This window comes from Pseudomonas sp. NPDC089741, assembly GCF_044748825.1.
Lineage (GTDB): Bacteria > Pseudomonadota > Gammaproteobacteria > Pseudomonadales > Pseudomonadaceae > Aquipseudomonas > Aquipseudomonas helmanticensis.
Window position 1 is genome coordinate 45,764 of the sequence record NZ_JBIVGT010000029.1, and the last position, 19,810, is coordinate 65,573.

The 19,810-nt window shown below is 59.6% G+C and carries 19 protein-coding genes and 2 tRNA genes; 9 read left to right on the top strand and 12 right to left on the bottom strand.

Going from position 1 to position 19,810, the window contains the following annotated elements:
* The 5 genes from ACIPZE_RS22445 (at nt 1) to ACIPZE_RS22465 (ending at nt 3,432) form a co-directional block, all read left to right on the top strand.
* Nucleotides 1–627, top strand: a complete 627-nt coding sequence (locus ACIPZE_RS22445) for a DUF1780 domain-containing protein (RefSeq protein ID WP_064392452.1) — start codon at nt 1–3, stop codon at nt 625–627.
* Nucleotides 624–1,151, top strand: a complete 528-nt coding sequence (locus ACIPZE_RS22450; RefSeq protein ID WP_129395560.1) for an MOSC domain-containing protein — start codon at nt 624–626, stop codon at nt 1,149–1,151. Before ACIPZE_RS22445 ends, ACIPZE_RS22450 begins: the two co-directional genes overlap by 4 nt.
* 51 nt (nt 1,152–1,202) lie before the next feature.
* Nucleotides 1,203–1,376 (top strand): DUF3094 family protein, encoded by a 174-nt coding sequence (locus tag ACIPZE_RS22455; RefSeq protein ID WP_003228304.1) that lies wholly within the window; start codon nt 1,203–1,205, stop codon nt 1,374–1,376.
* A gap of 66 nt (nt 1,377–1,442) precedes the next feature.
* Nucleotides 1,443–2,741, top strand: coding sequence for an NAD(P)/FAD-dependent oxidoreductase (locus tag ACIPZE_RS22460; protein WP_095121769.1), 1,299 nt, complete (start codon nt 1,443–1,445; stop codon nt 2,739–2,741).
* Between the two features lie 283 nt (nt 2,742–3,024).
* Nucleotides 3,025–3,432 carry an EF-hand domain-containing protein gene (locus ACIPZE_RS22465; RefSeq protein WP_129395561.1) on the top strand — a complete coding sequence of 136 codons (408 nt, stop codon included), beginning with the start codon at nt 3,025–3,027 and terminating at the stop codon, nt 3,430–3,432.
* Nucleotides 3,433–3,553: 121 nt separating this feature from the next.
* Here ACIPZE_RS22465 and ACIPZE_RS22470 read toward each other — a convergent pair.
* From ACIPZE_RS22470 to rluD, 5 genes are all read right to left on the bottom strand, one after another.
* A tRNA-Pro gene (locus ACIPZE_RS22470) sits at nt 3,554–3,630 on the bottom strand.
* 9 nt (nt 3,631–3,639) lie between these two features.
* A tRNA-Asn gene (locus ACIPZE_RS22475) sits at nt 3,640–3,715 on the bottom strand.
* Nucleotides 3,716–4,012: 297 nt separating this feature from the next.
* On the bottom strand, nt 4,013–6,577 hold the full coding sequence (gene clpB, locus ACIPZE_RS22480) for an ATP-dependent chaperone ClpB (protein ID WP_283438710.1): 2,565 nt from the start codon (nt 6,575–6,577) through the stop codon (nt 4,013–4,015).
* A 129-nt stretch (nt 6,578–6,706) separates the two neighbouring features.
* Nucleotides 6,707–7,429 carry a peptidoglycan editing factor PgeF gene (pgeF, locus tag ACIPZE_RS22485; protein WP_400775345.1) on the bottom strand — a complete coding sequence of 241 codons (723 nt, stop codon included), beginning with the start codon at nt 7,427–7,429 and terminating at the stop codon, nt 6,707–6,709.
* Nucleotides 7,426–8,388, bottom strand: a complete 963-nt coding sequence (rluD, locus tag ACIPZE_RS22490; RefSeq protein ID WP_122592797.1) for a 23S rRNA pseudouridine(1911/1915/1917) synthase RluD — start codon at nt 8,386–8,388, stop codon at nt 7,426–7,428. The genes pgeF and rluD overlap by 4 nt, the downstream gene beginning before the upstream one ends.
* A gap of 151 nt (nt 8,389–8,539) precedes the next feature.
* Between rluD and ACIPZE_RS22495 the strand changes: the two genes are divergently transcribed.
* The 4 genes from ACIPZE_RS22495 to ACIPZE_RS22510 all read left to right on the top strand — a co-directional run bounded on the left by ACIPZE_RS22495 (nt 8,540) and on the right by ACIPZE_RS22510 (nt 12,844).
* Complete coding sequence (locus tag ACIPZE_RS22495) at nt 8,540–9,556, top strand: outer membrane protein assembly factor BamD (RefSeq protein WP_129395564.1); 1,017 nt, start codon at nt 8,540–8,542, stop codon at nt 9,554–9,556.
* Nucleotides 9,557–9,682: 126 nt separating this feature from the next.
* Nucleotides 9,683–9,922: a PP0621 family protein gene (locus ACIPZE_RS22500; RefSeq protein WP_129395565.1), complete on the top strand. Its 240-nt coding sequence runs from the start codon at nt 9,683–9,685 to the stop codon at nt 9,920–9,922.
* Nucleotides 9,912–11,501, top strand: coding sequence for a sensor histidine kinase (locus tag ACIPZE_RS22505; protein ID WP_400775377.1), 1,590 nt, complete (start codon nt 9,912–9,914; stop codon nt 11,499–11,501). The genes ACIPZE_RS22500 and ACIPZE_RS22505 overlap by 11 nt, the downstream gene beginning before the upstream one ends.
* Complete coding sequence (locus tag ACIPZE_RS22510; RefSeq protein ID WP_283438713.1) at nt 11,498–12,844, top strand: sigma-54 dependent transcriptional regulator; 1,347 nt, start codon at nt 11,498–11,500, stop codon at nt 12,842–12,844. Before ACIPZE_RS22505 ends, ACIPZE_RS22510 begins: the two co-directional genes overlap by 4 nt.
* A gap of 89 nt (nt 12,845–12,933) precedes the next feature.
* On the opposite strand, the gene thiO is transcribed toward ACIPZE_RS22510, so the two are convergent.
* The 7 genes from thiO to ACIPZE_RS22545 are packed head-to-tail and all read right to left on the bottom strand — an operon-like array spanning nt 12,934 to nt 19,699.
* Nucleotides 12,934–14,034, bottom strand: coding sequence for a glycine oxidase ThiO (gene thiO / locus ACIPZE_RS22515; protein WP_283438714.1), 1,101 nt, complete (start codon nt 14,032–14,034; stop codon nt 12,934–12,936).
* A gap of 57 nt (nt 14,035–14,091) precedes the next feature.
* On the bottom strand, nt 14,092–14,493 hold the full coding sequence (locus tag ACIPZE_RS22520) for a type IV pilin protein (RefSeq protein WP_129395568.1): 402 nt from the start codon (nt 14,491–14,493) through the stop codon (nt 14,092–14,094).
* Between the two features lie 15 nt (nt 14,494–14,508).
* Nucleotides 14,509–17,592, bottom strand: a complete 3,084-nt coding sequence (locus ACIPZE_RS22525; RefSeq protein WP_400775350.1) for a pilus assembly protein — start codon at nt 17,590–17,592, stop codon at nt 14,509–14,511.
* Nucleotides 17,579–18,058 carry a PilX N-terminal domain-containing pilus assembly protein gene (locus ACIPZE_RS22530; protein WP_400775353.1) on the bottom strand — a complete coding sequence of 160 codons (480 nt, stop codon included), beginning with the start codon at nt 18,056–18,058 and terminating at the stop codon, nt 17,579–17,581. Before ACIPZE_RS22530 ends, ACIPZE_RS22525 begins: the two co-directional genes overlap by 14 nt.
* Before the next feature lie 11 nt (nt 18,059–18,069).
* Nucleotides 18,070–18,783: a PilW family protein gene (locus ACIPZE_RS22535; protein ID WP_400775355.1), complete on the bottom strand. Its 714-nt coding sequence runs from the start codon at nt 18,781–18,783 to the stop codon at nt 18,070–18,072.
* Nucleotides 18,780–19,229: a type IV pilus modification protein PilV gene (pilV, locus tag ACIPZE_RS22540; RefSeq protein WP_129395572.1), complete on the bottom strand. Its 450-nt coding sequence runs from the start codon at nt 19,227–19,229 to the stop codon at nt 18,780–18,782. The genes ACIPZE_RS22535 and pilV overlap by 4 nt, the downstream gene beginning before the upstream one ends.
* Nucleotides 19,226–19,699: a GspH/FimT family pseudopilin gene (locus tag ACIPZE_RS22545; RefSeq protein WP_400775358.1), complete on the bottom strand. Its 474-nt coding sequence runs from the start codon at nt 19,697–19,699 to the stop codon at nt 19,226–19,228. The genes pilV and ACIPZE_RS22545 overlap by 4 nt, the downstream gene beginning before the upstream one ends.
* Between the last annotated feature and the right edge of the window lie 111 nt (nt 19,700–19,810).

Here is a 19,810-nt window from a genome sequence, read left to right on the forward strand (position 1 = left end):
ATGGATGACTCAGATTATTTACGCCTGCTGACCATCGCGGCCGAGCAGGCCAACGCGTTCCTGTCCAATGCCCGCAAATGGGAGCGTGAGCGTTGGGTTTGCCAGCGCCTGCTGCAAGGCTTGAATATTCCCTACCGCGTCGACGAATTCGCGCCGGCCGGTGAACCGCCGGACGTGCTGTTTCGCGAAGCCAATTTCGAAGTGTTCTTCGTCCTCGACGAGGGGCGTCGGCTCAATGACGAATGGCGCGATGAGTTGCAGCGCCGCCGCAGCGCGTTTTCTCTCAGCCAACTGGTTCGCCGCGAAGCCAAGCCCAAGCGCATCCCGGCCAATGAATTCCTCATGCGACTGGCACCGACCTTGCGCAAAAAAGCCCACAACTACAAAGAGCGCGGCATGGATCTCGGTGAACTGGACATCATCGCCTTCGCCAGCCTCAAGCGCGAAGTGCTCGACTTGAACAGCCACTTCCCGCCGCCCACCGAGTATCTGCGTCAGGGCTGGCGCTCGTTGTCGCTCGTCGGCCCGACCTTCGCCCGCGTGCTGTTCGCTCACCCGGACGCGCCGGACTTTCTGCGCAGCAACCTTGGCCGCAGCATCGTCTTCGATGTCGGGATCAGCCTGTGACACCACTTCAGCAATTGATCGCGGATGTGCCGCAGACCGGATGTGTACGCTGGATCGGCGTGCGCCCCGAATCCCGTGGGCCGATGATCGAACTGGATGCGGTGGAAGCGCGGCTGGAAGCAGGGCTGACCGGCGACCACGCCCGCCCCGGTGTGCGTAATGCGCGTCAAGTGACGCTGATCCAGTTCGAACACCTGGCGGTGATCAACGCATTGATGGGCCGCCCTGACGATCAACCGGTGAAACCTGAAGATCTGCGGCGCAATCTCGTTATCAGCGGTATCAATCTGTTTAGTCTGAAAGGTCGGCGCTTTCGCATCGGTCAGGCAATATTCGAAACCACGGGCTGGTGTCAGCCTTGCGCACGCCTGCAGAACAACCTTGGCCCCGGCACCTTTCAGGCCGTGCGCGGGCATGGCGGAATTACTGCGCGAGTGTTACAAAGCGGGATCATTCGCCTCGAAGACAGGGTGAGCGTCGAGCCGGTTCCGGACAGCGGCTATGCTCCGTTCAACCCCGGATAAAAACCGCTGTAGCTTGCGCCCATTCAGCAACGTCTACCTGACGAGGCAATTATGACCAGCCGCCTGAACCCCGAAGACCAGAAACATGTCGAAGAGTACCTGCAACTGTCCCAACACCGAGTCGAGCGCCGGCCATTCCGGCCGTGGATGCTCCTCGTGCTGGTGCTGGCAGTGACCATTGGTCTGGGCCTGTTGAGCCGACTTATCAGTTACCTGACGCTATGAGCAGCCTGGCGCTCGCTTGGGTAATGACGACAAAGATTTCCTTTAAAAACCTTGCGAGTTATCCCTATGTCCCATCGTATTGTTATTGTCGGCGGCGGCGCCGGCGGCCTGGAGTTGGCTACCCGTCTGGGTAAGACTCTGGGCAAGCGCGGCACGGCCAGTGTGATGCTGGTCGACGCCAACCTGACGCACATCTGGAAGCCTTTACTGCACGAAGTGGCCGCCGGATCGCTGAACTCCTCCGAAGACGAACTCAACTATGTTGCCCAGGCGAAATGGAACCACTTCGAGTTCCAGCTGGGGCGCATGAGCGGGCTTGATCGTGCGCAGAAGAAAATCCAGCTAGCGGCGACCTACGACGAAAACGGTGTCGAACTGGTACCGGCGCGTGAAGTGCAATACGACTCGCTGGTGATCAGCGTCGGCAGCACCACCAACGATTTCGGCACTCAGGGTGCGGCGCAACACTGCCTGTTCCTCGATACCCGCAAACAGGCCGAGCGCTTCCACCAGCAACTGCTTAATCACTATCTGCGTGCACATGCCGGCCAGACCGACGTGATCGAGCAGATCAGCGTGGCCATCGTCGGCGCGGGCGCCACAGGCGTCGAGTTGGCGGCAGAACTGCACAACGCGGCGCATGAACTGGCCGCTTATGGCCTGGACCGGATCAAACCGGAAAACATGCACATCACCTTGATCGAAGCCGGCCCACGGGTGTTGCCAGCCCTGCCCGAGCGCATCAGCGGGCCAGTGCACAAGACCCTGGAGAAACTCGGGGTCAATGTCATGACCAACGCATCGGTCAGCGAAGTGACCGCAGACAGTTTGATCACTGCCGACGGCAACGAGATCAAGGCCAGCCTGAAAGTCTGGGCTGCCGGTATCCGTGCGCCGGGTTTCCTCAAGGACATCGATGGCCTGGAAACCAATCGCATCAATCAACTGCAAGTGCTGCCGACCCTGCAAACCACCCGTGACGAAAACATCTTCGCTTTCGGCGACTGCGCAGCCTGCCCACAACCGGGCACCGATCGCAACGTGCCACCGCGTGCACAAGCAGCGCACCAACAGGCCTCCTTGCTGGCCAAATCGCTGAAATTGCGCATCGAAGGCAAGACCCTGCCGGAATACAAGTACACCGATTACGGCTCGCTGATCTCGCTGTCGCGTTTCTCGGCTGTGGGTAACTTGATGGGCAACCTGACCGGCAGCGTGATGCTCGAAGGCTGGCTGGCACGGATGTTTTACGTGTCGCTGTACCGCATGCACCAGATGGCGCTGTACGGGCCGTTCCGCACGGCAATGCTGATGCTGGGCAGCAAGATTGGTCGCGGCACCGAGCCACGCCTGAAGCTGCATTGATATAAGACCTGTAGGAGTGAGCCTGCTCGCGATAGCGGTGTGTCAGTCGACATCATTGTTGAATGACACACCGCTATCGCGAGCAGGCTCACTCCTACATTTGATCTGTGATTCTGTCTCGTAATGTATCTGCGTCGGTAATATCTAACCTGCGCTTACAAACTCCCCGCTGCGCGACACAGTCGCGATACACCGCCACCGCCTAATGGTCACACCCGAGCAACACCTGCTCAGGCAATCGTCCTTAACGTGTGGTTGCGCAGCGCAGCCCAGGAGAATGTATATGTCCCGTACTTCGACTCTCGGTAAAAAATCCATTGGCCTGATCGGCGCCGCGCTGGCTGGCGGTCTGATGCTGTCCGGCTCGGTATTCGCCGCGCAACCATTGGCCCAGGGTTACATGGTCGCTTCTGCAGAAACCTCGGTAAAAACCCCTGAAGGCAAATGTGGCGAAGGCAAGTGTGGCGATGCGTCGATGGCCAGGACTGACAGCGATGGCGACGGCAAGGTATCCCGGGCGGAGTTTCTGAAAGTGGCGCCGAAGTCCGACTTCGACAAGATCGACACCAACCATGACGGTTTTATCGATGAGCAGGAGGCCTACAACAATGTGAAGGCCAACTTCGAAGCCAATGGCAAGAAAATGCCCAAGGGGCTGTTCGAACATCTGAAAGATCAAGACGGCGCCTGATTGCCAGGAAAAACCAGGCCGCGCGCTCTTCCGGGAGACGCGGCTTTTTTGCGTCTGCTGTCCGCCAGTAAACGTCGGGCAAAAAAAATCCCCGTATCTTTCGATACGAGGATTTTTAATATGGTCGGGGTAAGGGGATTCGAACTCCTGACATCCTGCTCCCAAAGCAGGCGCGCTACCGGACTGCGCTATACCCCGGCTTGAAATTGGCTCCGTGACCAGGACTCGAACCTGGGACCCAATGATTAACAGTCATTTGCTCTACCGACTGAGCTATCACGGAACTACATATTTCAATTTACAACGGTGAAACTTACTGCTTCCAGTCACTCGCTCGCATCGCTGCGTTCGTGTGTCTGAGGCGCGCTATTCTACAACCTAGAACACCTCTGTCAACCCCCTAAATTGCTTTCAAGTTAATGATTTGCAACTTATTTCAGATTTCAACTCAGTGAGCTGAGACCGTCTTGGCGACTGACTGCGGGGCGCACTTTACAAGCCTTTTCCTTTGAGTTCAACAGCCTAACGAAAAAAAAGGCCCCACAAGGTGGGGCCTGCCAATTTTCATTGGTGTTCGGACTTAGTTGAAAACGATTTCGTCGTTCTCAACCGCGCCGGTTGCCGTGTCGCCAGGCATGAAATGACCCGAGAGGATCAATTGCGCCAGCGGGTTTTCGATCCAGCGCTGTATCGCCCGTTTCAAAGGACGTGCGCCATACACCGGGTCGTAGCCGACAGCGATCAGCTTGTCCATCGCTTCCGGGCTCAGTTCCAGCTTCAGCTCGCGCTCGGCCAGACGGCTGCGCAGACGGCCCAACTGGATCTCGGTAATGCCTGCGATCTGATCCCGTGCCAAAGGCTCGAAAATCACCACTTCGTCGACCCGGTTGATGAACTCCGGGCGGAAGTGCGACGTCAGCGCATCCATCACCGCAGCACGCTGCGCTTCACGATCACCGACCAGTTCCTGAATCTGCACAGAACCGAGGTTCGAGGTCATGACAATCACGGTATTGCGGAAGTCCACCGTGCGGCCATGGCTGTCGGTCAGGCGACCATCTTCAAGCACTTGCAGCAGGATGTTGAACACATCCGGGTGCGCCTTCTCGACCTCGTCCAGCAGGATCACCGAGTAAGGCTTGCGACGCACCGCCTCGGTCAGGTAACCGCCCTCTTCATAGCCAACATATCCCGGTGGCGCACCGATCAGACGCGCCACGGAATGTTTCTCCATGAACTCGGACATGTCGATCCGCACCATCGCCTCTTCCGTATCAAAGAGGAATTCGGCGAGCGCCTTGCACAGTTCGGTTTTACCGACACCGGTCGGGCCGAGGAACATGAACGAGCCGCTCGGACGATTCGGGTCGGACAGCCCGGCGCGCGAACGCCGTACTGCGTTAGACACGGCAACTACGGCTTCTTCCTGACCGATCACCCGTTTGTGCAACAAGCTTTCCATCTTCATCAGTTTGTCGCGCTCGCCTTCGAGCATTTTCGACACCGGAATGCCGGTCCACTTCGACACGACTTCGGCGATCTCTTCTTCAGTCACCTTGCTGCGCAGCAACTGGTTCTCGCTTTTGCCGTGCTGATCGACCATTTGCAGGCTGCGCTCCAGATCCGGGATCACCCCGTACTGCAACTCGGCCATGCGGTTCAGGTCGCCTTTGCGGCGCGCCGCTTCCAGTTCCTGACGCGATTGTTCGATCTTCTGCTGAATCTGTGCAGAACCCTGCACCTCGGCTTTCTCCGAGTTCCAGATTTCTTCCAGATCGGAATACTCGCGCTCCAGACGGACGATTTCTTCCTGGAGTTTCTCCAGACGTTTCATCGCCGCTTCGTCGCTTTCTTTCTTCAGCGCCTGGGATTCCACCTTCAACTGAATCAGCCGACGCTCAAGACGATCGAGCACTTCCGGCTTCGAATCGATTTCCATGCGGATGCGGCTGGCGGCCTCGTCGATCAGGTCGATGGCCTTGTCCGGCAACTGCCGGTCAGTGATGTAGCGATGGCTGAGCTTGGCCGCGGCGATGATCGCACCGTCGGTGATCGCCACCTTGTGGTGAACCTCGTAACGCTCTTTAAGGCCCCGCAGGATCGCGATGGTGTCTTCTTCGCTCGGCTCATCCACCAGGACTTTCTGGAAGCGTCGCTCGAGCGCCGCGTCCTTCTCTATATATTGGCGGTACTCGTTGAGCGTGGTCGCGCCGACGCAGTGCAACTCGCCGCGCGCCAGTGCAGGCTTGAGCATGTTGCCGGCGTCCATCGAGCCTTCGCCCTTACCGGCGCCGACCATGGTGTGCAGCTCGTCGATAAACAGAATGATCTGCCCTTCCTGCTTCGACAGCTCGTTGAGCAGTGATTTCAGGCGCTCTTCGAACTCACCACGATACTTGGCACCGGCGATCAGCGCGCCCATGTCCAGCGACAGCAGACGTTTGCCTTTAAGGCCGTCCGGCACTTCGCCGTTGATGATGCGCTGCGCCAGACCTTCGGCGATCGCGGTTTTACCCACGCCAGGCTCACCGATCAGCACCGGGTTGTTCTTGGTGCGGCGTTGCAGAACCTGAATGGTGCGACGAATTTCGTCATCACGGCCGATCACTGGGTCGAGCTTGCCGTCTTCGGCGCGCTTGGTCAGGTCGACAGTGTATTTATCCAGCGCCTGACGCGACTCTTCGTGGTTGGCGTCATTCACTGCCTCGCCGCCACGCAGGTTATTGATCGCGTTTTCCAGGGCTTTCTTGCTCACACCCTGGCCGAGCAGCAACTTGCCAAGCTTGCTGTTCTCGTCCATTGCCGCGAGCAACACCAGTTCGCTGGAAATGAACTGATCACCTTTCTGCTGAGCCAGACGGTCGGCCTGATTGAGCAGGCGCGCCAAATCCTGCGACATGTTGACGTCGCCGGTCGGGTTCTGGATTTTCGGTAATTGGTCGAGCTCTTTGGTCAGCTCTTTACGCAAGCTGTTGACGTCGAAGCCGACCTGCATCAGCAGAGGTTTGATCGAACCACCCTGCTGTTCAAGCATGGCTTGCATCAAGTGCGCCGGCTCAATCGCCGGATGATCGTGGCCGACTGCCAACGACTGGGCGTCGGACAAGGCCAACTGTAATTTGCTGGTTAAACGGTCTATTCGCATAAGTCACCTTCCTTTTGAGCAGGCCGGACCTAAAAACCATCCTGAATAAAGAAACCTGCCAGATACCACTGTAGATGCGGTCGATTCTGGGAGATTCAAGCGTCAAAGAGTTGATGCAGATCAGAGAGTTTAGCGGGTGAGCCAAACGAGGGAGGCGAAGCGACCGGTGCGCGACGCACGACGGTAGGAGAAGAAGCGCGGATCGGTCACGGTGCAGAAACCGCCGCCGTAAACCGCTGTAACTCCTCGGGCGGCCAGACGTAGGCGCGCCAGTAAATAGATATCCGCCATGAACTTGCCGGCATTGTCGCTCGGTACGAACGCTTCTGCTGCTTCAGGCAGTTGATTGATGAAGACTTCCCGCACTTCCGGGCCGACTTCAAAGGCTTTCGGGCCAATCGCCGGACCGAGCCAGACAAGAACGTCCTTGGCCGGAACATCGAGGCTATCGAGCGTCGCTTCAAGTACACCCGCCGCCAGACCACGCCAACCGGCATGGGCCGCCGCCACACGGGTGCCAGTGCGATCGCAAAACAACGCTGGCAAGCAATCAGCCGTCATCGCCGCACAGGCGATACCGGGTGTTGCTGTCCAACTGGCATCTGCGGTCGCAACAATGCCCGGATCAGCATGCGCCACGGCAATCCCGTGCACTTGCTGCAACCAGGCAGGCTGTATAGAGAAGTGATCGGTCAGGCGCCGACGGTTCTCGGCAACAGCCTCAGGACGATCATCGACATGATCGCCCAGATTGAGGCTGTCGAACGGTGCCTCGCTGACACCACCCTCGCGAGTGGTAACGCAGGCTTTGACGCTGGCCGGCGCGGGCCAGTCCGGCGTCAGCCAATTCATCCGATGAATGCCTCGCGATCCTGCTTGAGCAGGGTCAGCAACCAGACGAAATCTTCTGGCAGCGGCGATTCCCAGCTCATGCGCACACCGGTCGTCGGATGATCCAGCTCAAGGAAACGCGCGTGCAGGGCCTGACGCGGGAAATGCTTGAGCGATTCAACCATCGTCGGGTTAGCGGCTGGCGGAATGCGGAAACGACCGCCGTACGCCGGGTCGCCGACCAACGGGAAGTTGATGTGCGACATGTGCACACGGATCTGGTGGGTACGACCGGTTTCCAGCTTCACCCGTACGTGGGTGTGCGAGCGGAAACGCTCCAGCACGCGGTAGTGGCTGACGGCAGGCTTGCCGCCTTCCATCACTGCCATGCGCTGGCGCTGCTGGCCGTGACGACCGATCGGGGCGTTGATCTTGCCACCGGCGGTGACCACGCCGATCACGATGCACTCGTAGATCCGGCTGACGCTGCGACTCTGCAATTGAGTAACAAGCTTGGTCTGGGCCTGAATGGTCTTGGCCACCACCATCAGACCGGTGGTGTCCTTGTCCAGACGATGCACGATACCGGCGCGCGGGACATTGATGATGTCCGGCACGTGGTGCAGCAAGGCATTGAGCAAGGTGCCATCGGCATGACCGGCAGCCGGGTGCACCACCAGGCCCGCAGGCTTGTTGATCACCAGGATGTCGTCGTCTTCATAGACGATGTCGAGTTCGATGTCCTGGGCGATCCACTCGCCCTGGGCTTCCTGCTCGGCAGTCAGCTCAAGGATGGCACCGCCATGCACGATGTCGCGAGGGCGGATGACCGCCCCGTCCACAGTCAGGCGACCTTCTTTGATCCAGGCGGAAAGGCGCGAGCGAGAGTGCTCAGCGAAGAGTTGGGCAGCGACTTGATCGAGGCGTTGGCCGCCCAATTCGGACGGCACCTCTGCGCGAAGTTCAATTTTATCGGACATGCTCTGACTGTGCGTCGGCACAGCTTTTGGTTTCGGCTGCGCGCTTGTGGTTAAATACGGCGTCTTTTGCCCCGAGGCTTTTCAACGGGGCGCTCATCATAACAGGACGGCCCCGCCCAAGACAGCGGCCGTCATAGGGACGCAAGCCGCCATGCAAGTGAAACACCTGCTGCTGATCGCCATCCTCGCATTGACCGCTGCTTGCTCATCGAAGGAAGTCGTAGACGAAAACCTCAGCGAAGCCGAGCTGTATCAGCAGGCTCAGACTGACCTGGATAACAATAGCTACACCAGCGCCACAGCCAAGCTGAAGGCTCTGGAGTCGCGTTATCCGTTCGGTCGCTACGCCGATCAGGCACAGCTGGAGCTGATCTACGCCAACTACAAGAACGCCGAGCCGGAAGCTGCAAAGTCCGCTGCCGAGCGTTTCATTCGTTTGCATCCGCAGCATCCGAACGTGGATTACGCGTACTACTTGAAAGGTCTGACTTCTTTCGACCAGGACGTCGGCCTGCTGGCGCGCTTCCTGCCGCTGGACATGACCAAGCGTGACCCGGGCGCCGCGCGCGACTCGTACAACGAGTTCGCCCAGCTGACCAGCCGCTACCCGAACAGCCGCTACGCGCCGGACGCCAAGCAGCGCATGATTTATCTGCGCAACCTGCTGGCAGCCTACGAAATCCACGTGGCCGACTACTACCTGACCCGTCAGGCGTATGTAGCCGCTGCCAACCGTGGCCGGTACGTCGTGGAAAACTTCCAGGAAACCCCATCGGTCGGCGACGGCCTGGCGGTGATGACCGAGGCTTACCAGCGTCTGCACCTGGACGAACTGGCCAACACCAGCCTGGAAACCCTGAAGCTGAACTACCCGAACCACCCGAGCCTGCAAGACGGCCAGTTCGTGCCACGGGTTGCTGAAGCCGATAACCGTTCGTTCCTGAGCAAGGCAACACTCGGTCTGATCGAGTCGCGTCCGCCGCTGCCGCCGGGCGAAACCCGCGCCAACCAGGACGTGCAGAAACAGTACCAGGACGCGAAAGACGCGATCCCGAACGATCTGAAGCCTAAAGACGAAAACGGCGACGTGATCGAAGAACCAGAGCCAGAGTCGAGCAGCACCGACCGCTCGTGGTTCAGCTACATGACCTTCGGCGTGTTCGACTGATCACACCGGATGGACAAGAAAGGGAGATCTGCGGATCTCCCTTTTTTATTGCCGCGCGTTAATAGGCTGTGCGCTTGTCGGGAGCTTGGCTAAACTGCCGGATCATCAGTCGAAAAGCCGCTCATCATGCTTCGTTTATTGTTCTGGATTGTCCTGATTTTTGCTGCGGTATGGCTGTGGCGAAAATTCAAGGCACCCGCTGCCAATCAGTCCGATCGCGCCCCCCGCGAGCAGGACGCCCCACCCATGGTCCGTTGCGCCCATTGCGGCGTGCACTTGCCGCGTGATCGCGCATTGAGCGTGCAACAACAGTGGTATTGCAGCCAGGCACACCTTGAGCAAGGCCCGGGTGCCAGTGATCGCTGAGGCCGCCAACGCCGACAGCAAACAGGCTCAGCGCCTGCTGCGCCTTTATCATCTCTACCGTTTAAGCGTCGGCATCACTTTGGTGCTGCTGATCTCCAGCAACATGGACAACCGCCTGCTGACGTCGGCCAACGACGATCTGCTGCGCGGCGGCAGCTGGTTATATCTGGTCCTCAACATCTTGCTGGTGGTGTTTCTCGAGAACACCCGGCGACCGGCGCAACTGTTCAGCCTGGCCCTCGTCGATGTGCTGTTGCTGTGCGGCCTGTTCTATGCGGCGGGCGGCGTGGCCAGCGCCCTCGGCAACCTGCTGATTGTTTCGGTGGCGATCAGCAACACCCTGCTGCGCCGACGCATCGGCCTGCTGATCGCCGCCATCGGCGCTCTTGGCATCGTCGGCCTGAGTTTCCTGCTGAGTTTCAGCCACCCCCTGAGCGCCAACGAATACCTGCAAGCCGGCACGCTCGGCGCACTGTGCTTTGCCGCATCGCTGCTGGTGCAAGGGCTGATCCGCCGTCTTGAAGTCAGCGAAACGCTGGCCGAGCAACGGGCCAGCGAGGTGGTCGGCCTGGAGGCGTTGAACGCACTGATTCTGCAGCGCATGCGCACCGGGATTCTCGTGCTCGACGAGGAACGTCGCGTGCAACTGGCCAACCAGAGTGCGCAGAACCTGCTCGCGCGCTCACACCTGCAAGGCCATCTGATCGACGCCTACTCGCCCGCACTGGTCGAACGCCTGCAACTGTGGATGAACAATCCGAGCCTGCGCCCGCAAAGCCTGAAGATTCCCGGCAATGGCCTTGAATTGCAGCCGAGCTTCATTGCTCTCGAACAAAGCCCGAATCAGCAAACCCTGGTATTTCTCGAAGACCTGGCGCAAATATCCCAGCAGGCCCAGCAACTGAAACTTGCCGCACTCGGGCGCCTGACCGCCGGCATCTCTCACGAAATCCGCAATCCACTCGGCGCCATCAGTCATGCCGCACAGCTATTGGGCGAATCCGAGGAACTCGACAGCGCCGATCGGCGTCTGACGCAGATCATTCAAGATCACTCCCAGCGCATGAACCGAGTCATCGAAAACGTCCTGCAACTTTCACGACGCCAGCAAAGTGCCCCGCAACGGCTGGATCTCAAGCCGTGGCTGGAAAACTTCGTCGCCGAGAGCCGCGAACAGGCCAGCGAGCGCCAGCACATTCATCTGCGGATTAACTCGGGTGACTTCGCCACACTGATGGACCCCAATCAGCTCACGCAAATTCTCGACAATCTGTTACGCAACGGCTGGCGCCACAGCGCGTTACTGCACGATCAGGCCGAGGTCTGGCTGGCATTGTTCGTCGACCCGGACAGCCAATTGGCGGTGCTTGAGGTGCAGGACAACGGCCCCGGCGTGCCAGTCGACGAACAGACGCATCTGTTCGAACCGTTCTTTACCACCAGCAGCCAGGGCACCGGCCTTGGGCTTTATCTGTCCCGTGAGCTGTGCGAAAGCAACCAAGCGCGCCTAGACTTCAAACCACGCCAAGGCGGCGGCTGCTTTCGCATCACCTTTGCTCACGGACGGAAACAAAGTTGACTAACAGCCCACGGCAAAAAATCCTCATCGTCGACGACGAGCCAGACATCCGCGAACTCCTGGAAATCACCCTGGGACGGATGAAGCTCGACACCTACAGCGCGCGTAATCTCGGCGAAGCCCAAGCGTTGTTGCACCGCGAGCGCTTTGACCTGTGCCTGACCGACATGCGCCTGCCCGACGGCACGGGGCTGGATCTGGTGCTGCACATCCAGCAACGTTATCCACAACTGCCCGTGGCGATGATCACCGCCTATGGCAGCCTGGAAACCGCAATCAATGCACTGAAGGCCGGCGCCTTTGACTTTCTGACTAAACCGGTTGACCTCACCCGCCTGCGTGAACTGGTTGGCACGGCCCTGCGCATGCCGGCCGCGAGCGCTGCGAGCACTTCAATCGATCGACGCCTGCTCGGTGATTCGTTACCGATGCGCGACCTGCGCAAGCAGATCGACAAGCTCGCCCGCAGCCAGGCGCCGGTGTACATCAGTGGTGAATCCGGCAGCGGCAAGGAGCGGGTCGCGCGCCTGATTCATGAGCAAGGGCCGCGCGCCAGCCAGCCGTTCGTACCGGTGAACTGCGGGGCGATTCCGTCCGAGCTGATGGAAAGCGAATTCTTTGGCCATCGCAAAGGCAGTTTCACCGGCGCCGTCGAGGACAAGCCGGGGCTGTTCCAGGCGGCGAACGGCGGCACCTTGTTTCTCGACGAAGTGGCGGACTTGCCGCTGTCGATGCAGGTAAAACTGCTGCGGGCGATTCAGGAAAAAGCCGTGCGCAGCGTCGGTGGTCAGCAGGAAACCGTGGTCGATGTGCGCATTCTCTGCGCCACCCACAAGGATCTTGATGCCGAGGTCGCTGCCGAGCGTTTCCGCCAGGACCTTTATTACCGGCTCAACGTCATCGAACTGCGCGTGCCATCACTGCGCGAGCGGCGTGACGACATTGAAGTGCTCGCGGCGCACATGCTCAAGCGTTTGGCCAAAGACACCGGCCAACCGGTGGCGCGGTTGCATCCGCAGGCGCTGGAAGCACTGAAGAGCTACCGTTTTCCGGGCAATGTGCGGGAGCTGGAGAACGTGCTCGAACGCGCGCACACCTTGTGTGAGAACCGCGTGATCGAGTCTGCAGACTTGCGCTTGAGCGAAGGCAATTGCGCGGCTGAAGGAGGGATTGCCGACCTGACACAGATCGACAATCTGGAAGATTATCTGGAGAACGTCGAGCGCAAACTGATCTTGCAGGCGCTGGAGGAAACGCGCTGGAATCGTACGGCGGCGGCGCAGCGCTTGAGCCTGTCGTTTCGGTCGATGCGCTATCGGCTGAAGAAACTGGGCCTGGATTAGATCGCCAAAGATCGCAGCCTGTGGCAGCTCCTACATTGGAATACGTTCCCTGTAGGAGCTGCCGCAGGCTGCGATCTTTTGATTTTGCTTCAGATCCGACCAGCCGGTGCATACGGCGCCGGATCAATAATCGGCGCACGTCCGAGCATCACATCGGCAAACAACTGGCACGACGCCGGCGCCAGCACCAGCCCATTGCGGTAATGCCCGCAGTTCAGCCACAACCCCTCAAACCCCGGCACCCGGCCAATGTACGGAATCCCTTCCGGCGACCCCGGACGCAATCCCGCCCAGTGGCCCACCACCTCGGCATGCGCCAGCGCCGGCAGCAACTCCACTGCCGAAGCCTTGAGGCTCTCCAGCGCCACATCGGTCGGTGTCTTGTCGTAGCCTTCGTGCTCCAGCGTACTGCCGATCAGAATGTGGCCATCGCGCCGGGGAATCGCATAACGCCCCTTCGCCAGCACCATGCTCGGCAAAAAGTCCGCCGCGCACTTGTAGAGAATCATCTGGCCTTTGACCGGTTCGACCGGCAATGTCAGGCTCAGGGTCTTGAGCAGGTCGCCGCTCCACGCACCCGCCGTCAGCACGATCTGATCGCCGTTGATCACGCCTTGAGACGTCTCGACGCCGACAATCCGCTCGTCCTCGCGAACAAATCCGCTGACTTCGCACTGTTCGTGAATCGTCACGTTCGGCAGTGCCTGCAACGCCGCTTTCAGCGATTTCACCAGACGCGGATTGCGCACGTTGGCCACATCAGCCATGTAGATCGCCCGTGAAAACCCGCCACCGAGCACCGGCACCGCATCGTGCGCCGCCGAGATATCCACAGCCCGCAGCGGACGGCCTTCGCGCTCAGCCCAGGCCAACGCTTCGGCTTCATCATCCAGATCCAGCCAATACAGGCCAGTGGTGTGCACTTCAGGATCGACGCCAGTATCGGCGAACAGACGCTCGCCGAGCTGTGGATAAAAATCCTGCGACCAGTGCGCCAGTGCGGTGACCGCCGGGCTATAGCGCCACGGATACAACGGCGAAACGATACCGCCGCCCGCCCAGGAGGATTCCTGGCCGAGGTTCGCGCGATCCAGCAGCACCACGCTGCGCACTTCGGAGGCGAGGTTGTAAGCGGTCAGCAGGCCAATCACCCCGCCACCGACAATCACCACTTGCTGTTGCCTGGTCATGTTTGATCCAACCGTAAAAAAGACAGTGGGCGCAAAAGGCGCCCGAAGATGTGCGCCTCAGCGGCCCCAGCAATCCTTGGTGGCAAGCCCGGTGGTCGCGTTGTTCATGCTTCTGACACCGGTGTTGGTCAGGGTGAAATCCCCGCACTTGTCGGTGGCCATGGACGTACCCGTCTTGCGGGTGGCGGTCAGCAGGAAGGTCTGGTCAGCGATGGTCGGGGTAATGGTGTAGAAATCATTGCCCGTACTCAGACCGGTGACGCCGGTGTAGACATTGTTCTTGGTATAGAAACGTTCAAGGGTCTGCGCCTGCTCGGACAGCAGCGACACCACTTCGGCACGGCGACCCTTTTTCAGGTATTCGGTAAAGCTCGGGGCGGCGATGGTCATGACAATGCCGATGATCGCAATCACGATCATGATTTCGATCAGGGTAAAACCGCGGTTGCTTCTACGCATGCCTCAAACTCTCGCTTACTGTATTTGTCGCCACATGATACGACGGCTACCGCCGCCGCCCTTTTCCACCAGGGTGGTGATGTTGCCGCTGGAATCGTTGAAGATCTTGCGCGTCGCGCCGTTGACGACAGCGTTCAGGGTCGGGATGCCACCCGTGAATATCACACCACTGGAAATCGTGTCGTTGCTGTCGACCACGCCATCGCCGTTGGTATCGAGCACCGCATAGTTGAGCATCTTACCGCTGAATGCATCGGTTTCGACCAGTTTGCCCGTGCCAAAACTCGAACAGGGATCGGTGGTATCCACACTCGCCGTGGTGAAGAGGATACGTCCCAGAACCAGGCTGGCCTGATTGATCACCCGCTCACCGATCAACGCGTTGTTATACACCAACGGCAGGTACCAGCCCTTTTCTGCAGGATACGTTGTGTCGTTTTGCGTGGTAGTGACGAACTGACCACCACTCCCCGAGAACACGCCCGTGACCGCCTGCGCCTGCAAACTGCTGACGGTGAGTTGCCCCGAACCACCATCGGCATCCCATACTGAATAGAACGCCTGCAAATCCTTGTTGGTCTTGTCGGCCGTTTCGTTGAATTTACCGGTGCCGACAAAGATCTGTTTGCCGCCCAATGAGTTATCCGCCAGCAACGGCTGCGTGGTGATCGGCTGAGTTGCACCGCCCGCCGCGGTGAACAACGGCTTCCCGGAAAACGCTACCCCCCAGCTATCGGTGGACGTTGCGCTCAGATCGAACTTCCACAGCCGCCCTTTCAAGTCGCCGCCATAGGCGGCCTGGACCACGTTCGAGGAGTTGACCTTGAGCTTTACCGAGGACAAGCCGTTGGTGGTTTCCGTGCTGTCGATAACGATTTTCTTGATCAGCGAACCGTCGCGAACATCCAGGACATACAGCGCTGCCACTCCGGAGTTGCTGCCGTAACCGTTGGAAATGAACGCCGCCCAGCGACCATCGGCCAAGCGTGCCACTTCGGGGCGGGCATAGGCATAACCCAGATCATTAAACACATTGGCAGTGTTGGCGGTCGTGGGTGCACTGACCTCCCACAACGCGCGCAAAACGTTGCCCGCCGAGGCGTCGAACAATTGCAGTGCATAGAACGTCCTGCCCCCTGCCCCCGTACCGCCGATAGCAAGGGTTTTCCATGCGCTATTGAGTTGGGCGTCATACACGGCGACCTGCCCATCTACCAGAAACTTGTGGCTGACACCGTTGATGTAGGTTGGATCGGCGATAAAACGCAACGACGGCAACACACTGGAAGGCATGTAGGCATAACGCCGGGTGCCGTTGGCCGAGTTGATGACGTTGACGAAGCCGTCGTTGGCGTTCGCCACCAGACTGGCATTCATGTTTGCCGCTTTGGTGGTCAGGTAAGAGGTGTACGTGGTGTCGCCGGACAGATCGGATGCGGTTTTGTCCGAAGGCGACGCCAGTACCAACGGCGAGTTGATGATGTCGCCGAGCAGCACGCTGCGCACCTTGAGCCCGGTCTTGTTGGTGCCTTTGCTCCACTCCACCAGATCATTGCCGCTGATGCCGGTGGGCAGACTCTGACCGAGCGTGGTCTGCTGAGTGGCGGAAAAGTTGCCGTAGGCCAGGGTTACTGCAGCGTTGCTGGTGGTGTTCCACGATTGATAGGTCGGTGCGGTGGCGCCCGGGACGATGGTCGTATCAGTGGTCCAGAGTGTCGTCGAAGTATTCACCGCACCGGCCGCAGTGAAGCCGAATGACTTGATCGTGCCGCGCCAGTCCTTGGGGTCGTAGCTGGTCTGAAAATAGCTGGTGCCGCTGGCGAGCGTGGTGCCGCTGGTGACGCCGCTGCCGCCGGAACCGGCCTTGGAGGTGATATCACTCAAGGCGGACGACAACGCGGCATTGAGTCCCGTGCTGTCGGTCGCCTGGTAATACTTGCCCTGTCCGTAACTGGCGGCATCCGAGAGCATGTCATTGGCAGCGGTGAAGCCCACGGTGTAGGTGTTCATGTTCTGCCTGGGAAAATCCACTGCGTTCCAGCTCTTGCCGGCAGCATCGGTACCGCTCGAACGCATGTCGATGTCGAACGCGAACTTGGCGATGTCGTCCAGATACAGCGTATCGCCTTCGTTGTCGCCATTGAGGTTGTTGCCGTCATTGTTGACGCCATCCCAGTTCGGCAAACGGCTGCCACCCAGTGGGTCATTGCTTGGGAAGGTACGGTCATAGGTCGGCAAGCCGTCGGTGATCACCACACCGTAGTTTTTCTGGCAGCGATACTGGATCGGGCTGGTGTAGGTGCTCGGCGTGCTGTTGTAGTACGGCGCCATGCCGCGCATGTAGCGGGTGATCTCGTAATAGGTTTCCGCCAGAGGAGTGTTGGCGACGGCGCTCAACGCGTTGATCGAGGAGATCAGTGCGTTGTAGTTGGTGTCGGCCTGCGCCTGGGTGACGCTGCCGGATACCGGTGACAGATCGCTGATCGCCCGGGCGATGTAACCGCCATTGCCGGAGTTGTTGCTGGTGACCGGGTTGAACGTCGACAGGCCCATGCGCAATGTGCGGTTGCTGGTGACCAGTGCGGTGGAAACGTTACGCGCAACGTTGATCCGGTAATCGTTGGGGATCGCCCCCGTGGTGAAATCGCGCGTGCCATTGCTGATGGCGAGGCTGACCACATAGGAGATGTAATCGCCGGTATAGCGGGTGTTACCGCTGCCCACCGGGTCTGGCAGTTTCAGGCACAGGGGCGCGAGGCTGTTGTTGTAGAAGGCATAGGCGCCGCCGGAGCAACCGGCAGTCGGCAGGCTGGAAAGGAATATCGGGTCGCCGGTAATCGTTGTCGAACTCAGGCATAACCCGAGCAACGCGTTGCATTGCCGGGCCGGCGTGCGATCGACCGTCGGATCAAAACCGGCAGCGTAGATGATGCTGTTCATGCTCCCTGAATCGTCGATCAGCAACATCACGTTCGGTGCCACCGCTGCCGCACTCAACAGCGGCGAATCGGACGGCGTGAACGCATACGCCGGCGCTGCCAGATAAAAACTCAGCAGCATGCCGATCAGCAGTGACCGGCAGCGTTTAATACTTCGCATAAACACTCTCCACAACGCTACGCGAAGTGCCGGCGATGCCGACAGCGGTCACTCGATACAAGGTCGCCGAGGTATTGCTCGGCACGTTCACGGCGGTAAGGGTCGTGCCGATGTTCTGTACCCCGTAAAAGCCGTTGCCGGCGGCGATCCAGGTGACGCCGGACGTCGAGTTGAGCCCCGCAGCGCTGACCACTGACGATTCCGCCGGTGGCGCACATTGCGTGGTGCCGCTGCACACCGCCAGCGTGTAGTTGTCCAGTTGCACCGCACTTTCACCTACGCGCAACGCCGCCTCGGCGGTCTGGAACGATTGATTGCGCAGGCTCACGCTACCAGCCATCTTTTCCTGCAGATTGGCGCTTTGCATCGACGACAGGCCGATCACCGTGAGCAACAACAGGAACACCAGCGTGACCAGCAATATCATCCCGCGCTGCGCCTGACGCTTGTGCAGAGAGCGCCTCATCGTTACGCCCCTCATTGCAGACGGTTGCGCAAAGCGGCAACCACGTTGAAGGTTTGCGCGGCGACCCGGCTGTTGGGGTCGGTGAGGGTCAGGCTCAGGCGCACGCTGCGAATGCGCGCCGGATCACTGGGGTTGGCGCTGTAGGTCGAAGCTGCCACATCGGTCGCCGAACTGGCCAGACCGAAGGTCACGGTGAACGCGCTGACGTTGTTGATCAGTACCTGCTGGGTCGGCGTGCCGCTGCCGGTGCCCATCAGGATCTGGTTGTTGCTGAAACTGTAGAGCAGACGCCGGATCGGGAAGGCGATTTGCCCGGTCGCCGGGCTGCGCAAACCGGTGTAAGCGGTCGAGGTGTTACGACAATCGGAAACCACCGTCCAGGTCGGCGTGCCGCCGCTGCCACCGACATCCGCCGTCACCAGCGTCAGTTTAAGGTTGGCATTGTCCCAACTGATCGGGGTGATTTGCGCGGCGTTGAAATCCCCCGCCGTACTCGAATCGGTGATAGTGCCAAGGCAACCGAACATCCCCACCATGCGAATTTCCTGGATCATTTTACTCAGCAGGAAACGCGCGTCTTCCTGCATCGCAGCGGCACTGTTCTGGCTGACATAGGTGTTTTTTGCAGCGATGAACGTCTGCACCACGCCGAGCACCACAATCAGCCCCAGCGCCAAAGCAATCAGCAACTCGATCAGGCCGAAACCACGCGCACGACGGTTCATGGCGTCGCCACCGGATCAACCGCGGCACGGCTGCTCAGCACGAAACTGCGCGGGGCACTGGCGGTGTTGGCTGCGCGCGCATCGCTCCAGGTAATGGTGATGGTGTACACGCGTTGATTGAGGGTGATGCTGCCCGTGGCGGTCGGACCACCGAAGTTGACGATGTTGCTGGTGAAGTCGTAGAGGTCCTGATCCCGCGCAACACTGAGGTTGCCCGAGGTCGGTGGCGTGACGGTGTAATCAGCACCGGAGTTGGCGCGGATGCGGTCCATCATGTCGTAGGCGATGAAACTGGCCTGACTGGTCATGCGCGAACTGTCGGTGTACTTCAGCGCATTCAGTTGCACCGCCGCCGCGCCCAACAGCCCGACCGTCAGGATCAACAACGCGACCAGCACCTCGATCAGCGTCATGCCGTCCTGTGCGTGCTTGCTCCCTGCCCTCATCCGCAACTTCCACCCAATTGAATTCGTCCGTTCAGACACACGTTCAGCGTCCTGCTTTGCGTTCCCAGCGTGTAACTGATGACCACCGCCGTCGAAGGTGCCGCCAGACCGCCGAGGTTATTGAAATCCAGCGCAGTCACTCCAGAGGTTAGCGTCAGAGTGGCGCCGCTGCTCATCGCTGGAATAACCCGCAATACATTGGCCGGCGTGCCAGTACTGTCGTAGACCGACAATTCACCGGTCCAGACGCTGCCCCCCGCCGTCGGGCGCAGGCGCAAGGTGGTGCCGCGATCAATCGCTTCGAGCCTGGTGAAACTGAGTGCGCGCTGCAGGTCGCCCACCTCGGTATCGGCCTTGCTGCGCTGAATGGAACTGGTGAACGCCGGCACCGCCAGGGTGACAAGGATCACGAAGATCGCAATCGCGGCCAGCAACTCGACCAGCGTGAAACCTTTTGTACGAAGATCCATCGATGCCCTCCGTTGCCGTCGGCTATACCTGCTTCTACACGCTAGAACATTCGACCGACCTGTGTCGGTTGATTTGTCCTGCCTGGCGCACGGATCGCGCCTTTCATCACG

Coding starts and splice junctions, on each gene's coding strand:
- ACIPZE_RS22445 (WP_064392452.1), top strand. CDS start 1: ATGGATGACTCAGATTATTTACGCCTGCTGACCATCGCGGCCGAGCAG.
- ACIPZE_RS22455 (WP_003228304.1), top strand. CDS start 1,203: ATGACCAGCCGCCTGAACCCCGAAGACCAGAAACATGTCGAAGAGTAC.
- ACIPZE_RS22460 (WP_095121769.1), top strand. CDS start 1,443: ATGTCCCATCGTATTGTTATTGTCGGCGGCGGCGCCGGCGGCCTGGAG.
- ACIPZE_RS22465 (WP_129395561.1), top strand. CDS start 3,025: ATGTCCCGTACTTCGACTCTCGGTAAAAAATCCATTGGCCTGATCGGC.
- clpB (WP_283438710.1), bottom strand. CDS start 6,577: ATGCGAATAGACCGTTTAACCAGCAAATTACAGTTGGCCTTGTCCGAC.
- pgeF (WP_400775345.1), bottom strand. CDS start 7,429: ATGAATTGGCTGACGCCGGACTGGCCCGCGCCGGCCAGCGTCAAAGCC.
- rluD (WP_122592797.1), bottom strand. CDS start 8,388: ATGTCCGATAAAATTGAACTTCGCGCAGAGGTGCCGTCCGAATTGGGC.
- ACIPZE_RS22495 (WP_129395564.1), top strand. CDS start 8,540: ATGCAAGTGAAACACCTGCTGCTGATCGCCATCCTCGCATTGACCGCT.
- ACIPZE_RS22500 (WP_129395565.1), top strand. CDS start 9,683: ATGCTTCGTTTATTGTTCTGGATTGTCCTGATTTTTGCTGCGGTATGG.
- thiO (WP_283438714.1), bottom strand. CDS start 14,034: ATGACCAGGCAACAGCAAGTGGTGATTGTCGGTGGCGGGGTGATTGGC.
- ACIPZE_RS22520 (WP_129395568.1), bottom strand. CDS start 14,493: ATGCGTAGAAGCAACCGCGGTTTTACCCTGATCGAAATCATGATCGTG.
- ACIPZE_RS22525 (WP_400775350.1), bottom strand. CDS start 17,592: ATGCGAAGTATTAAACGCTGCCGGTCACTGCTGATCGGCATGCTGCTG.
- ACIPZE_RS22530 (WP_400775353.1), bottom strand. CDS start 18,058: ATGAGGCGCTCTCTGCACAAGCGTCAGGCGCAGCGCGGGATGATATTG.
- ACIPZE_RS22535 (WP_400775355.1), bottom strand. CDS start 18,783: ATGAACCGTCGTGCGCGTGGTTTCGGCCTGATCGAGTTGCTGATTGCT.
- pilV (WP_129395572.1), bottom strand. CDS start 19,229: ATGAGGGCAGGGAGCAAGCACGCACAGGACGGCATGACGCTGATCGAG.
- ACIPZE_RS22545 (WP_400775358.1), bottom strand. CDS start 19,699: ATGGATCTTCGTACAAAAGGTTTCACGCTGGTCGAGTTGCTGGCCGCG.